General features: G+C 62.8%; 17 protein-coding genes. 12 read left to right on the top strand and 5 right to left on the bottom strand.

The genetic code is table 11. From position 1 onward, the window contains the following. Positions 1 to 243: 243 nt before the first annotated feature. Entirely contained in the window at positions 244 to 810 is a 567-nt protein-coding gene (locus tag P3C50_RS09745; RefSeq protein WP_275545858.1) for an antibiotic biosynthesis monooxygenase, read from the bottom strand. A 407-nt stretch (positions 811 to 1,217) separates the two neighbouring features. On the opposite strand from P3C50_RS09745, the gene P3C50_RS09740 reads away from it, so the two are divergent. After that, positions 1,218 to 2,171, top strand: a complete 954-nt coding sequence (locus tag P3C50_RS09740) for a MerR family transcriptional regulator (protein WP_197856197.1) — start codon at positions 1,218 to 1,220, stop codon at positions 2,169 to 2,171. Positions 2,172 to 2,193: 22 nt separating this feature from the next. On the opposite strand, the gene P3C50_RS09735 is transcribed toward P3C50_RS09740, so the two are convergent. Together P3C50_RS09735 and P3C50_RS09730 are read right to left on the bottom strand one after the other, a co-directional pair. Beyond that, on the bottom strand, positions 2,194 to 2,802 hold the full coding sequence (locus tag P3C50_RS09735; RefSeq protein ID WP_197856196.1) for a PilZ domain-containing protein: 609 nt from the start codon (positions 2,800 to 2,802) through the stop codon (positions 2,194 to 2,196). Between the two features lie 67 nt (positions 2,803 to 2,869). Then, the gene (locus P3C50_RS09730; protein WP_197856195.1) at positions 2,870 to 3,316 is read right to left on the bottom strand and encodes a PAS domain-containing protein; all 447 of its coding nucleotides are present in this window, start codon (positions 3,314 to 3,316) and stop codon (positions 2,870 to 2,872) included. Positions 3,317 to 3,418: 102 nt separating this feature from the next. Between P3C50_RS09730 and P3C50_RS09725 the strand changes: the two genes are divergently transcribed. The 8 genes from P3C50_RS09725 to P3C50_RS09690 all read left to right on the top strand — a co-directional run bounded on the left by P3C50_RS09725 (position 3,419) and on the right by P3C50_RS09690 (position 9,142). Beyond that, on the top strand, positions 3,419 to 3,868 hold the full coding sequence (locus P3C50_RS09725; protein ID WP_197856194.1) for a flavodoxin: 450 nt from the start codon (positions 3,419 to 3,421) through the stop codon (positions 3,866 to 3,868). A 205-nt stretch (positions 3,869 to 4,073) separates the two neighbouring features. Then, on the top strand, positions 4,074 to 4,850 hold the full coding sequence (locus P3C50_RS09720; RefSeq protein WP_275545857.1) for a class II aldolase/adducin family protein: 777 nt from the start codon (positions 4,074 to 4,076) through the stop codon (positions 4,848 to 4,850). Next, on the top strand, positions 4,847 to 5,740 hold the full coding sequence (locus P3C50_RS09715; protein ID WP_275545856.1) for an alpha/beta fold hydrolase: 894 nt from the start codon (positions 4,847 to 4,849) through the stop codon (positions 5,738 to 5,740). The genes P3C50_RS09720 and P3C50_RS09715 overlap by 4 nt, the downstream gene beginning before the upstream one ends. After that, on the top strand, positions 5,733 to 6,263 hold the full coding sequence (locus tag P3C50_RS09710; RefSeq protein WP_275545855.1) for a DUF1569 domain-containing protein: 531 nt from the start codon (positions 5,733 to 5,735) through the stop codon (positions 6,261 to 6,263). Before P3C50_RS09715 ends, P3C50_RS09710 begins: the two co-directional genes overlap by 8 nt. Before the next feature lie 96 nt (positions 6,264 to 6,359). Further along, complete coding sequence (locus P3C50_RS09705; RefSeq protein ID WP_275545854.1) at positions 6,360 to 6,686, top strand: hypothetical protein; 327 nt, start codon at positions 6,360 to 6,362, stop codon at positions 6,684 to 6,686. A 111-nt stretch (positions 6,687 to 6,797) separates the two neighbouring features. Continuing rightward, a complete protein-coding gene (locus P3C50_RS09700) occupies positions 6,798 to 7,709 on the top strand; it encodes an SDR family oxidoreductase (protein WP_275545853.1) in 912 nt (303 codons plus the stop codon). Between the two features lie 264 nt (positions 7,710 to 7,973). After that, positions 7,974 to 8,558, top strand: coding sequence for a DJ-1/PfpI family protein (locus tag P3C50_RS09695; RefSeq protein WP_275546050.1), 585 nt, complete (start codon positions 7,974 to 7,976; stop codon positions 8,556 to 8,558). Positions 8,559 to 8,839: 281 nt separating this feature from the next. Continuing rightward, the gene (locus P3C50_RS09690) at positions 8,840 to 9,142 is read left to right on the top strand and encodes a ribbon-helix-helix domain-containing protein (protein WP_013716665.1); all 303 of its coding nucleotides are present in this window, start codon (positions 8,840 to 8,842) and stop codon (positions 9,140 to 9,142) included. A gap of 231 nt (positions 9,143 to 9,373) precedes the next feature. Here P3C50_RS09690 and P3C50_RS09685 read toward each other — a convergent pair whose 3' ends face one another. Continuing rightward, positions 9,374 to 9,772, bottom strand: coding sequence for a nuclear transport factor 2 family protein (locus tag P3C50_RS09685; protein WP_275545852.1), 399 nt, complete (start codon positions 9,770 to 9,772; stop codon positions 9,374 to 9,376). A gap of 112 nt (positions 9,773 to 9,884) precedes the next feature. Between P3C50_RS09685 and P3C50_RS09680 the strand changes: the two genes are divergently transcribed. Genes P3C50_RS09680 through zapE form a run of 3 tightly spaced genes read left to right on the top strand, consistent with a single transcriptional unit; the run spans position 9,885 to position 12,486 of the window. Continuing rightward, complete coding sequence (locus P3C50_RS09680; RefSeq protein WP_275545851.1) at positions 9,885 to 10,475, top strand: GNAT family N-acetyltransferase; 591 nt, start codon at positions 9,885 to 9,887, stop codon at positions 10,473 to 10,475. After that, entirely contained in the window at positions 10,472 to 11,356 is an 885-nt protein-coding gene (locus P3C50_RS09675) for a carbon-nitrogen hydrolase family protein (RefSeq protein ID WP_275545850.1), read from the top strand. Before P3C50_RS09680 ends, P3C50_RS09675 begins: the two co-directional genes overlap by 4 nt. After that, positions 11,353 to 12,486 (top strand): cell division protein ZapE, encoded by a 1,134-nt coding sequence (gene zapE, locus P3C50_RS09670; RefSeq protein WP_275545849.1) that lies wholly within the window; start codon positions 11,353 to 11,355, stop codon positions 12,484 to 12,486. The genes P3C50_RS09675 and zapE overlap by 4 nt, the downstream gene beginning before the upstream one ends. Here zapE and P3C50_RS09665 read toward each other — a convergent pair. After that, positions 12,483 to 13,157, bottom strand: a complete 675-nt coding sequence (locus P3C50_RS09665) for a DUF1028 domain-containing protein (RefSeq protein WP_275545848.1) — start codon at positions 13,155 to 13,157, stop codon at positions 12,483 to 12,485. The two genes, zapE and P3C50_RS09665, sit on opposite strands and share 4 nt — an antisense overlap. Positions 13,158 to 13,198 lie beyond the last annotated feature (41 nt).

Below are 13,198 nucleotides of genomic sequence, written 5' to 3'. Positions count from 1 at the left end.
TCACCAGGCCGAAGGTAAAGCTATACCAGAGCTGCAGGTTGTACAACCATGGGCGTCATGTGGTTTTGCTATCAAGCTTGACGATTTTGCCTATTTTGCTGAGTTACAAGGCTTTTTATCACGGAGTCTAGAGTGGGGCGTTTTTGTACCTCGCTTATACGAGTTTTATTTTTGTATAGGTTTTGCTGGCTTATACAAATCAAATCGGCCAGCTCGAGGCTGGCCGATAGGGACAAAGCACATTCAGGATTTGCCGATGCTGGCGGCTCGTTTGCTCAGGCGTTGCGGGTAGTTGCCTTGTAACCAGGGTTCGAGCAGGCGAGTGGAAAGCGGAATGAACAGGTAGGTCATCAGTGGCGTCAGGGCCAGTGTCGACAACAACACACGCATGGTCAGTGACAGATCGGCGAGCCAGGGGCCGAACAGCAGGTTGAAGGCCAGAGAAACCGGAAAGAACGCCAGCCAGATCGCTACGCTCTGCTTCCAGCGTGGTGGCTGGCGGTGGGCGCTGCCGAACCAGGCGTCGAGACCCACCGCGCGCTTTTCCTGGGGTTGAGCGAAGAGCCCAGCGCCGCGCTGGAGCCAGGCCTGGCGCGAAGCGGAATGCTCCCAGGAAGCCATGGTCTGTTCGTCGCTGAAACGGAAAACGATCTGGAATTCGTCGTCGCCGGCAGGCGGTGCCAATACTCCGGAGCCGAGATAGCCGGGAAAGTCGGTGGCCAGGTGCTCGCCTTCACGCAGCCAGGCGATGAAGTCGTGATAACGGCCATTGGCGACGCGGCGCGCCACCATCAGGGTAACGGGGGACATCGTGTATCTCCTCGAATATTTGCCGTCAGCCGGGTGTGGTGTCGGCACGATCGAACACGGGGTGGTGTGCTCGATGAAAAGTGCAGCAAGGATTATTCCCGTTCCATGAAAATTAGCCAGCCCCTCCCGATGGCGAGCGTCGCTGCGCACGGGATGTCGTTGTGGCAGTGCGCCGCCCCGTCGGGGTGCGGGGATGCGCCAGATGGAGGCAGGCGGCCGTTATTTCCAGAAAGCTGGTGCGATCAGACGCCTAGCGAATCGACAGGGTGGGCGGTTGTCATGGTAATAACAGCTCTAAGGACAGAACAATTATGCATTGGCTCATCTTGTATAATTTTTGCACAATGTCAGTTTTCCGATGCTAAGTTACAATGACCGCTCAATTCATTGCCGTGATGCCCGAAGCCATGCCTGAATTCGCCTCCGTCACATCGCTTGCGTCCAGTGCTTTGAAGCAGGAAGAGTTGTTCCCCATTCGCGAGGTATCGCGCCTTACCGGCGTCAACCCGGTCACCCTGCGTGCCTGGGAGCGGCGTTACGGCCTGATCCAGCCGACGCGGACAGACAGCGGCCATCGCCTCTATTCGCAGGCCGACATCGACGCGGTACGCAGCATCCTGGCCTGGATCGAGCGCGGGGTTGCGGTCAGCAAGGTCGGCTCGATTCTGGCCAAGCGCGCCAGCAGTCGCAGTGTTGCCGCTCCGGCTTACGACGATGTCAGCAGTGACGACTGGAGTCAGTGGCAGGATCAGCTGCGCAGCGCGCTGCAGAACTTCGACGAGGCCCGCCTCGAGCGTCTGTATGGGCAGATCTTTTCCTGTTACCCGCTGCCGGTGGTCTTTCAGGACATTCTCATGCCGATCTGGCAGGAGTTGCTGCTGCGTCAGGACGAGGTAGGCCAGCGCGCCGAGTGGTTGCTGCTCGATGGTTTCCTGCGTGGGCGTTGCTGGCAACGCCTGCAATTAAGCCGAGGCGAGTCCCGCGAACGGGTGCTGCTGGTGGCGCTACCCAGCCACTGCCGTGAACTCGAATTACTGGTTGCGGCCTTGCTCCTCGGCAGTCAGGACATCGAGGTCACGGTGATGGGGCCGGGTGTGCCGATGACCGATCTGACGCTAGTTTGCGAGCGCATGCGCCCGCAGGCGTTGGTGTTCTTCAGTAATCAACCGCCAGGTGAGGCATTGCCACGGCAGCTTGTACGCCTGGCGCTCAGCCTGGAGTGTCCGGTGGCGCTTGCCGGTGACAGTGCCGATCTGGCCGAGGAGAGCCTCGCTGGCTCGCCCATCGCCTGCCTGGGTAACGAGGGCCGCCTGATGCAGCGTCGTTTGCAGCAGTACCTCGCGGGCCGTCTGGATACCTGAGACGGCCTGCACCATCGGAATTTCAGTCGACGGTTACAGTGTGCAGTTGCTGCTCGCTGTGCCGATCGAACAGGTATTGGCGCAATGTCTGCTCGTCTTCGGCATGCAGCGTCTGCAGGCTGTAGGCGTAGCGCGTTTTGCTGACCCGTCTGACCAGTCGGGCGCGCAGTTGAACGCGCTGCTCCTGAGGCAGCAGCAATTGCAGCAGCTGATCCTTGGCCGGTGTGCCAGCCTTGCGGTATTCCACCAACATTCCGCTATTGGACAGCTCCAGCGCTTGCAGGCCGCTGGGCCGCTCTCTGCTGTCCAGTAACGCCAGCGCCGTGGGCAGGACCAAACGCCAAGGCCGCTCGCTCACCCCCTGCTCGAAGATCAGAGGCGCACCCAGCTCCAGGCGTGAATGGCTCTGTTCATCCTGAATGAGGCGTAGCGGGAAGCTGAGGTGTTGATTGTCGCTGTGAGTATCCAGGCTCAGGTGCTCTTCATCGCCCAGCCGGCTCAGCAGTTCACTGAGTCGCTCGCCCAGCGCCAGTTGCGGCGCTACGCTCGGGCGTCGCGCATGCGGAGGCGTGGAGAGAGTCTGCTGGATGAAGTCCAGCTCGTCCTGGGTCAGCAGCGGGTCGCTTTGCATGGAATTGATACTGCAAGGAGGGTAAACCTCTTTGACTGCCGTCACGAACGATAGTTTTGCCCGTTCGTCAGCTTTTCAGAAGTGCCAATTCAGCCTTAAGCCTGGCCACTTCGGTCTCGAGTTCGCGCACACGCTGCCTGGCTTCGACTTGCTCGGTAACGTCTTTCTGAATGCCGATGTAATAGGTCAGTTGATCGCTTTCGTTGAGTACCGGCGTGATCGACAGCTCGTTCCAGAAGGCGCTGCCATCCCTGCGGTAGTTGCGAATGATCTGGCGGCAGGGTTTGCTCGCCTTGACTGCATCGCGAATGGCCTGCAAGCCGATCTGGGCGCGATCTCCGGACTGCAGGAAGCGGCAATCCTGATAAAGAATGTCGTCACAGGAGTAGCCGGTGAGGCGTTCGAACGCCGCGTTGGCGTAGATCAGAATATTGTCCTCGCCCTCTTGCTCGGCCACCACGATCCCATCGTTGGAGGCGTCGACTACCAGTTGCAGCAGCTTGGCATTGATCATGGGTCCGATTCCGCGATGGATATGCGCTGCATTCTAAAACATCGAGTCGGGCTTTCCACTTGCTGCATAATGTGCGGCGTTTTTCCTGTTTCTGGAGTTTTCATGAAAGTCGCCATCGTCTCGGGTTCGGTCTACGGCACGGCCGAGGAAGTCGCACGCCACGCCGAACGTCAACTCAAGGCCGCCGGGCTGGAAGCCTGGTACAAAGCGGACATGAGCCTCGATGAGCTGCTGGCCTTCGCCCCGGACGCCTTTCTTACCGTCACTTCCACTACCGGCATGGGCGAGCTGCCGGACAATCTGCTGCCGTTGTACAGCGAGATCCGCGACCGCCTCCCGGCCTGGGCTGGCAAGCCGGGGGCGGTGTTGGCGCTGGGCGACTCCAGCTACGACTCGTTCTGCGGCGGTGGTGAACTGATCCGCGAACTCTATGCCGAGTTGGGCCTGCGCGAAGTGGTCGAGATGCTGCGTCTGGACTCCAGCGAAACCGTCACCCCGGAAACCGACGCCGAGCCCTGGCTGCAAGCCTTCGCAGCGGCCCTGAAGGCCTGATCTGCTGGCGCGCGCGTCATTGCTGACCGCAGCAGGGCAGGCTTGATTGATCGATAAGGGCAGCGAATAAGCCCTTATCGCCCCAGGGTACATGGGCGCTTTGACCCGCAAAGCCATCAACATGGCTGCCACGGCAACTACCGCCATGCAGGCGCATGGCTAGACTGCGGACACCACCGATCAACAAGAACATCGAGGTGCCGCCGTGAATGCTCCGCTGAAACTCCCTGCCGTGAAAAATCAGGTCTCCGAAGCCGAATGGCGCACGCGCGTCGATCTCGCCGCCTGCTACAGGCTGATCGCGCTCTATGGCTGGGATGACCTGATCTTCACCCATATTTCCGCCAAGGTGCCGGGGACCGAGGACTTCCTCATCAACCCCTATGGCCTGATGTTCCACGAGATCACCGCATCCAGTCTGGTCAAGGTCGATCTGGCGGGCGGCAAGCTGATGGACAGCCCGTTCGACATCAATCCTGCCGGTTACACCATCCACAGCGCGGTGCACGAGGTGCGCCACGACGTGGGCTGCGTGCTGCACATCCATACCCCGGCGGGCATCGCCGTGTCGGCGCAGAAGCAGGGGCTGCTGCCGTTGTCGCAGCAGTCGCTGTTCGTCCTCGCCAGCCTGGCCTACCACGGCTACGAGGGGGTGGCGCTGAACCATGACGAGAAGGCGCGGCTGCAGGCCGACCTGGGCGACAAGAACTTCATGATCCTGCCCAACCACGGCCTGCTCACCGCTTTCGGCGGTATCGCCGATGCCTTCCTCGGCATGTTCATCCTGCAGAGGGCTTGCGAGATCCAGGTCATGGCACAGAGCGGCGGCGCCGAGCTGATCCATATTCCGCAGCAGATTCTCGATGGCGCGCGGACGATGATCGCAGGCGTGATGAAAACGCCGCAGGGCATGGGCGGCTCGCTGCCCTGGCCGGCGCTGCTGCGCAAGCTGGACCAGCAGATGCCGGGTTACGACCAGTGAGCGAGCTGCCAGGCATCGCCCTGGAGCAGTGGCGCGCACAAGGCCAGACGCTGGACTTTCGCGGCCACGCCATCCGTTACTGGCTTGCCGGTGACGCCGAAGCCGAGCCGCTACTGCTGATTCATGGCTTTCCCAGCGCCAGCTGGGACTGGCACCGCCTGTGGGCGCCGCTGGCTGCGCGTTATCGGCTGATCGCCTGCGACATGCTCGGCTTCGGCTATTCGGCCAAACCGCGCGGCCATGCCTACAGTCTGCTGGAGCAGGCCGACCTGCAGCAGGCGCTGCTGGCCCATATCGGTGAACGGCGACCGGTGCACGTGCTGGCCCACGATTATGGCGACAGCGTGGCCCAGGAACTGATCGCCCGGCATCAGGACGGACACCTGCAACTGGCCAGTTGCGTGTTCCTCAATGGCGGTCTGTTCCCCGAAACGCATCATCCGGTGCGTGTGCAGAAATTGCTGCTCGGGCCGCTTGGGCCGTTGCTCGGCAGAGTGTTCTCGCGGCGCAAGCTGGCGCAGAGTTTCGCCCGCATCTTCGGTCCGCAGACCCAGGCCAGCGACGTCGAGCTGGATGCGCTGTGGCAACTGGTGAAGCACAACAACGGCCCGGCCGTCATGCATCGCCTGATTCGCTACATGCCCGAACGGCGTCTGCAGCGGCAGCGCTGGGTCACGGCGATGCAGGCCACTGCAGTGCCGATGCGGGTGATCGATGGCGCCTTCGACCCGATTTCAGGCGCGCACATGGTGGCGCGCTACCGCGAGCTGATCGCAGACGCCGATACGGTGCTGCTCGATGGCATCGGCCACTATCCGCAAATCGAAGCCCCGGCTGCGGTGCTCGAACATTATCTTGAGTTTCGCCACGCAAGGAGCTTGCATGCATAGACGTACCCTGCTCAAAGGCGCAGCAGTAAGCGGAGCTGCCGTGCTCGGCGCCGGTTACTGGGCATTACCAACTGGCCCGCGGCCTGCCGCTGTCAGCCTGGATGGGGCGCGTCGGGTACTGGCGGATCTGCAGGGCAGGGCACTGCATAGCGTCAGCGGCTGGAGCCCGAGCGAGGTGTTCAATCATTGTGCGCAGAGCATCGATTACTCCATCGACGGCTATCCCGAATTGAAGCCGGCCTGGTTTCGCCACAGTCTGGGACCTGCCGCTTTCGCCGTGTTCAGCGCCCGCGGCGCCATGCGCCATCCCCTGGACGAGGCCATTCCCGGCGCGGCCGATCTGAGCGAGCCGGCCAGCCAGGCACTGGCTCTGCAGCGACTGCAGGCGGCCTTCGCGCGTTTCGCCGCGCATCAGGGCGCGCTGCAGCCTCACTTCGCCTATGGCGCGCTGGAGCACGGCGAATATGCCCAAGCGCACGTACTGCATTTGTACAACCACCTGAGCCTGATTCGTCTGGCGTGAAATGGGCCGGGCTGCAGCTGCGATAATTTTTGTCGAACCTACGCAACGGTGAGTGACTCAGTAACTGTGTCACTCACAGAAAAGTCGAGGTTACTCATGAACAAGAAGTTATCTGCACTGCTGTTGAGCGGGATTCTGGGCACAATGACACTGCCTGCCTTCGCGGCCGGCGAGGCCGATACTCCGGATACTCCGGGGCCGACCACGCCCATGACTCCTGGGGACACCAACCCGATGAACCCGGCGGATGATGGCGAAGGCATCCCACCGGTTCAGGGTCCCAACACCGATGGCAACCCCGGCGGTAGCGGTGGCGGCTCGGGTAATGGTACCGGCACTGGCGGCACTGGGACCGGTGGTTCCGGCACTGGCACGGGTGGTTCCGGGACCGGCGGTGGCTCGGGCTCTGGCTCCGGTAGCTAACGCGTATAAGGTCGCATTATCGGCCGTCATTCAGGGGCCCCGCGCGCCTTGTGAAGCACGCGGGGCTGCCTGACACTCGGGGCATTCACAACCTGCCCGAGGAAGCTGTCGATGAGCGATGCCATCCGTTTCGAAGATCAAGTGGTCATAGTCACCGGTGCTGGCGGTGGCCTGGGCCGAGCCCATGCACTATTGTTCGCCCGCCATGGCGCCAAGGTGGTGGTCAATGATCTGGGTGGTAGCACGCACGGTGAAGGCGCCAATGCGTCCGCTGCTGACAAGGTAGTTGAAGAAATTCGCGCCTTCGGCGGCATTGCAGTGGCCAACCACGACTCGGTCACCGATGGCGACAAGATCGTACAGACTGCGCTCGATCATTTCGGTCGTATCGACGTGCTGGTCAACAATGCCGGTATCCTGCGCGACAAGAGCTTTCACAAGATGGAAGACGCCGACTGGGACCTGGTCTACAAGGTTCATGTCGAAGGCGCCTACAAGACCACCCACGCCGCCTGGCCTTATTTGCGCGAACAGAACTTTGGCCGCGTGATCTTCACCTCGTCCACCTCCGGAATCTACGGCAACTTTGGCCAGAGCAACTACGGCATGGCCAAGCTCGGCCTCTACGGCCTGACTCGCACCCTGGCCATCGAGGGCCGCAAGAACAACATCCTGGTCAACGCCATCGCGCCAACTGGCGCCACGCGCATGACCGAGGGCCTGATCCCGCCGCAGGTGTTCGAGCAGCTCAAGCCTGAGCTGGTCAGCCCGCTGGTGGTTTATCTCGGCAGTGCGACCTGCCAGGACACCGGCGGCCTGTTCGAGGTTGGCGGCGGCTGGGTCGGCAAGGTGCGTTGGGAGCGCAGCCTGTGCGCCGGCTTCGATCCCAAGGCTGGTTTCAGCCCCGAGGACATCGCGGCCCAGTGGCAGCGCATCTGCGATTTCGAAGGCGCTGCGAACCCTGCGGATAACGTCGAGGCGCTCAAGGAAATGATGGCGAACCTGCAAAAATATGCGCTCTGAGCGATAAGCGGGTGAGGAAGGCCGACAGCGATGTCGGCCTTTTTCATTGCAGCAGTTTTTCTGAGCCTGGCCGCGCCTTCGAGTTGAACGCGACTGGCCTATGGCTTGCGGCCTTTCATTCGGCTGCTGCAATCCTCACCAGGCCTTTCGTCGTTCAGGCTGGTCGCCGAAGCGACGGAGTGCAGTGCAGTAGTACCCGGCTGTTACCTGTCGGAAGAAACAGGGGCGAATAATGGCGTTCGTTCCACCTACCTTCAGGAGACGATCATGGCTGCCAAGAAGATTCTCATGCTGGTCGGCGACTACGCCGAGGATTACGAAACCATGGTGCCGTTCCAGGCGCTGCAGATGATCGGCCATACCGTGCATGCGGTCTGTCCGGACAAGGTCACCGGGCAGACGGTGCGCACCGCCATCCACGATTTCGAGGGCGACCAGACCTACAGCGAGAAGCCGGGGCACAATTTCGCGCTGAACTTCGATTTCGCCAAGGTGCGCGCAGAGGATTACGACGCTCTGGTCATTCCCGGTGGCCGCGCGCCGGAATATCTGCGCCTCAATGGCGAGGTCGTGGCTCTGGTAAAGGCGTTCGCCGCGGCTGACAAGCCCATCGCTGCCGTCTGCCACGGTGCCCAGCTGCTGGCGGCGGCCGGTGTGCTGGAAGGGCGCGAATGCAGCGCCTATCCTGCCTGTGCGCCGGAAGTGACATTGGCCGGTGGCAAGTACGTGGACATTGCGGTCGACCAGGCGCACGTGCAGGGCAAGCTGGTCACTGCGCCGGCCTGGCCAGCGCACCCGGCCTGGCTGGCGGCGTTTCTCAAGGTGCTGGGCACAGAGATTCGCCTTTAACAGGCCGTTGAAAAACTACCTGCGTTGCCATTGCAGCGTTAAAAACAGGCTCGTGCGCGAGTCCGATCAAAATGCTCATTTACAGCTCGTAAACCCGAGTGCGGGCCCAGTGCTTTTTTCGCCTGTTTTTTGCGGGGCCGTCATCGGTATTGCACTGGCTGCCTCGCCTACGTTTTTCAATGGCCTGTTAACCAAAGTAGCCCGGATGCAATGCGGGGTCGCACCATTTCCGGTATCCCGGATTGCATCCGGGCTACGAGGCTAGTGAGGAGATAACGCGGATGTGCGAGCTCTATGTAAAGGCTGACCCTATACTCTACGAATCGCGCTCGCGTTCGTTGCGCATCCGCGGCGTGGTGACCACCCTGCGCCTGGAAAACCAGTTCTGGGACATCCTGCGTGAAATCGCCGAAGTCGACGGCATGACCACCAACCAGCTGATCGCCAAACTGTACGAGGAGGTCATGGACTTTCGCGGCGAAGTGGTCAACTTCGCCTCGTTCCTGCGCGTCAGCTGCACCCGTTACCTGGCGCAGAAGGCCGGGCGCCAGGTGCCGCTACGGGTGGTCGGCGCGGCCGGTTGAATCACTGGTACATCCAGAAATTCGGGTGCTCCTGCGCGCTAGGCGTGGCCGCCTGTTGGCTCGGTTGGGCTGGCTGGAAGAAGCGCTTGATCAGGCTCATGCAAGGTTACTCCTGTAGGGGCTGGTGAACAGGCGTGCATGATCGGAGAAGCGCTTCGATTGATAAAACGGATTGTCTCTATTTCAGCAATTGGCTATGCCTATACGTTGGCCCATCGGGCCTCGTTGTAGTCAGCCGACCTGCGCAACCCAATCATTGAGGTTGTAGTAATTGCTGATGCGCGCGACCTTGCCGTTCCTGATTTCGAAGAAAGCGCCGGCCGGCAACACGTAGGTCTGGCCGTTGGCCGGGGGCAGGCCTTCGTCGTCGGCCAGGTACTCGCCGTGCACCACGAACTCGGCGGCGGCGCGGTCGCCTGCGGCATTCTGCATGACCACGATGTCGGCCAGGCGCTCGCGGTAGCAGCGGTTCATCTTGTCCATGAAGGCGGCGAAGGTGGCCTTGCCCACCTGGCGCTCGCCCTGGTTGATGTCGTGCACCACGTCCTCGGCCAGCAGGTCGAGGAAGGCGGGCATGTCGCCGGCGTTGAAGGCGGAGTAGTAAGCCTGAACCAGTTCGGTGGCGGTCATGGCTAAGTTCCTTTCGTAGCGTGGTTAGTGGTGGGTTGGCACGCATGATAAGTTCGCGCTTTCGTGCCGGCATAGCCGCCGGCGTCACCTTGCTGCTGGCGAACGACTGCAGATGGACATCGAATTGCTCCAGGGGCCGCAGATAGCGCCCCACATCGAAGACCTGGCGCATTTGCGGATCACCGTCTTCCGCGAATTCCCCTACCTCTACGACGGCAGCCTCGATTACGAGGCCGAGTACCTCGACACCTATGTGCGCAGCGCCGACAGCCTGTGCGTGCTGGTGCGGGACGAGGGCCGGGTAGTCGGCGCATCCACGGCGCTGCCACTGGCTGATGAAACGCCGGAATTCCAGCAGCCGTTCCTTTCGGCAGGCAGGGATCCGGCGCGCATCTTCTACTGCGCCGAGTCGGTGGTGTTGCCGGACTGGCGCGGGCGTGGCCTGGGCGTACGCTTCTTCGCCGAACGTGAAGCACATGCGCGTAAATTGAGCCGCTTCGACTGGTGCGCCTTCTGCGCCGTGCAGCGCCCGGCCAATCATCCGCGCCGGCCCATGGACTATCAGCCGCTGGATGCCTTCTGGGCGCGCCGCGGCTATCGCCATCATCCCGAATTGCACACTCAATATCACTGGCGCGACCTGGATGAAGCCGAGGAATCGGCCAAGCCCATGTCGTTCTGGTTGAAGGAACTCGCTTCATGATCAAGGTTGCCGCCTGCCAATACCACATCGGCCTGCTGACGAGTTGGGACGCCTATGCCGAACACCTGACCACGCTATGCGAGGACGCGGCCGGGCAGGGCGCCGAGCTGCTCTTGCTGCCGGAATACGCCGGCCTAGTGCTCACCGGGCAGTTGCCGGAATCCGAGCGCAGCGACCTGCACGGCTCCATCGCCGGCATCCAGGCGCTGCTGCCGCGCTGGTTGGAACTGTGCGAAAGCCTGGCGCGCCGATTGAAGATTCTTCTGCAACCCGGTTCGGTAGCCGTGCTGGATGACGACGGCGTCTACCGCAACCGTGCCTGGCTGTTCGGCCCGGACGGCTGCCTGGGTAGCCAGGACAAGCTAATGATGACCCGCTTCGAGCTGGAGCAGTGGCAGATCGCGGCAGGCAGCGGCCTCAAGGTGTTCGACACGCCATTGGGCAAGCTGGGCATCCTGATCTGCTACGACAACGAATTCCCGCTGCTGGCGCGCACCCTGGCCGAGGCCGGGGTCGACCTGATCCTGGCGCCCAGTTGCACCGATACCGAGGCGGGTTTTCATCGCGTGCGCATCGGTGCCCAGGCCCGTGCTCTGGAGAACCAGATCGCCGTGCTGCAGTCGCCCACGGTCGGACTGGCGCCCTGGTCGCCGGCGCTGGACGAGAACATCGGCCGCGCCGGGCTGTACGTGCCGTCGGACTACGGCATGCCGGCCAATGGCGTGATCGCCGAGAGCGGGGAACTGTGCCCCACGCGCAGCCACTGGCTGATCTGCGAGCTGGACCTGGTTGAAGTGCGCCGCGTGCGCGAGCAGGGCCAGGTATTCACCCGGCGCGACTGGCCGCAGCAGTTCGAAGGCGGCCGGCTGGTGCTGCGATGAACGCCCCGCAGACACCGGATTCGCCGCTGGCCGCCTACGAACGGGCGCTGACTCGCGGTTTCGTCGCCGATGCCGCGCAGCGCCGTGTCGTGGAGGCGCTGCAACACTGCCATGAAGCTGTGCATCGTGGTGAGCGCCCGCTCGGCGTGTACCTCTGGGGGCCGGTCGGGCGCGGCAAGACCTGGCTGATGGACAGCTTCTACAACAGCATGCGCGTGCCTGCACGGCGGCAGCATTTTCATCACTTCATGCAGTGGGTACACCGCCGCCAGTTCCAGCTCACCGGCAACGCTGACCCGCTGCGCCTGCTGGCCGAGGAGCTGGGGCGCGAAGTGCGCGTGCTGTGCTTCGACGAGCTGTTCGTCAGCGACATCGGTGACGCCATGTTGCTCGGCCGCCTGCTCAGCCTGGTGGTGGAGCAGGACGTGGTGCTGGTGGCGACCTCCAACCAACCGCCGGATCAGCTCTACGCCGAGGGCTACAACCGCGAGCGCTTCCTGCCGGCAATCGCCGCGCTCGAGGCGCATATGCAGGTGGTGGCCGTGGACGGCGAGCAGGATCATCGCCTGCATCCCGGTGCCGAGGTGCAACGCTACTGGGTGCAGCAGCCGCAGGCGTTGGGTGAGCTGTTCACTCGTCTGAGCGAGGGGCAAACCATCAGCGGCGAGCCGGTCGAGTTGGCTCACCGCCGTGTCTTGGCTCTCGGCCATAGCCCGGCGGCGCTGTGGTGTCGCTTCACCGATCTGTGTGAACAGCCGCTGGCCGCATCCGATTTTATCGAGCTATGCGAGCGCTTCCCGGTCATTCTGCTCGGCGAAGTGCCGCGCCTGGGCGGCGAGCAACGCGAGGGACGCATCGCCCGTGGTACCGAGGACGCTGCCGAGCGCGTCGACGCCGGGGATCGACAGCTGCCCGCGCTGTCGCGCAATGACGACGCGGTACGCCGCTTCATCGCCCTGGTCGACGAGTGCTACGACCGCCGCGTGCCGCTGTATATCGAAGCCGAGGTGGCGCTGGCAGAGCTGTACACCCAGGGCTACCTCGACTTTGCCTTTCGCCGCACGCTGAGCCGTTTGCGCGAGATGCAGCTGGAGCGTTTTGCCGCTCCTGCCAAGCGGGCGGGCGCCTAGACCGAGTCTTCCGCCGCCTTGCCGGCCGGGTTGTCACGGGTCGGCATGGCGAGAATCTCCGGCAGCACTTCACGGGCGAACACGTCATGCAGGCGGCGCAGCTCGGCCACCGGATCAAGATGATGGTCGACGCGGATGTCCCACAGCGGATACTCCTCCTGATCGACCACGTAGATCACTGCCGAGGATTCGCCGTGCCGGTCGCCACCGCAACGGTCACCGGCCGCCAGCGCCTCGATCAGGCGCTCGATCAGCGGACGTTCCTCGGCTTGGTGAAAGGCTTCGGCGACGGCATCCAGCACCTGTGGACCGACCAGGCGGTTGCCCTGTACGGAGAACTGCTCGCCGCTCAGCGAGCCAGCCCAGGGAATGCACTTTTCGCCGGTCCAGCAGGCGCTGTCGCCCTGGGCGTCGATCAACGCGCACTGGCGCAGTTCCATGCAGGGATCGGTTCCTGTGAGTCGCTGCAGCGCTTGCTGTGCCGAAAACCCCTGGCGCAGCAGGGCCAGGCCGTCCAGGCCCAGATAGGGGTTGACCTGCGCCTGAGTCGCCACCGCGCCGGCACCGGCTGCGGCGTGGCTGAGCAGTTTGCCGACGGCGGGCATGGCGGTGGCTGCAGCGACGCCGAACTGACCGCTGCGCGGGCAACGGGCGATGATGGAAAAGGTCATGGCGACTCCTGGTCGATTTTCAGCTTAGGCCATCACCAGGC

The sequence above is a fragment of the Pseudomonas sp. Marseille-Q0931 genome, from assembly GCF_940789645.1.
Classification (GTDB): Bacteria; Pseudomonadota; Gammaproteobacteria; order Pseudomonadales; family Pseudomonadaceae; genus Aquipseudomonas.
Note: the sequence above shows the minus strand (reverse complement) of the source record. Positions and strands in the feature narration are given on the sequence as shown.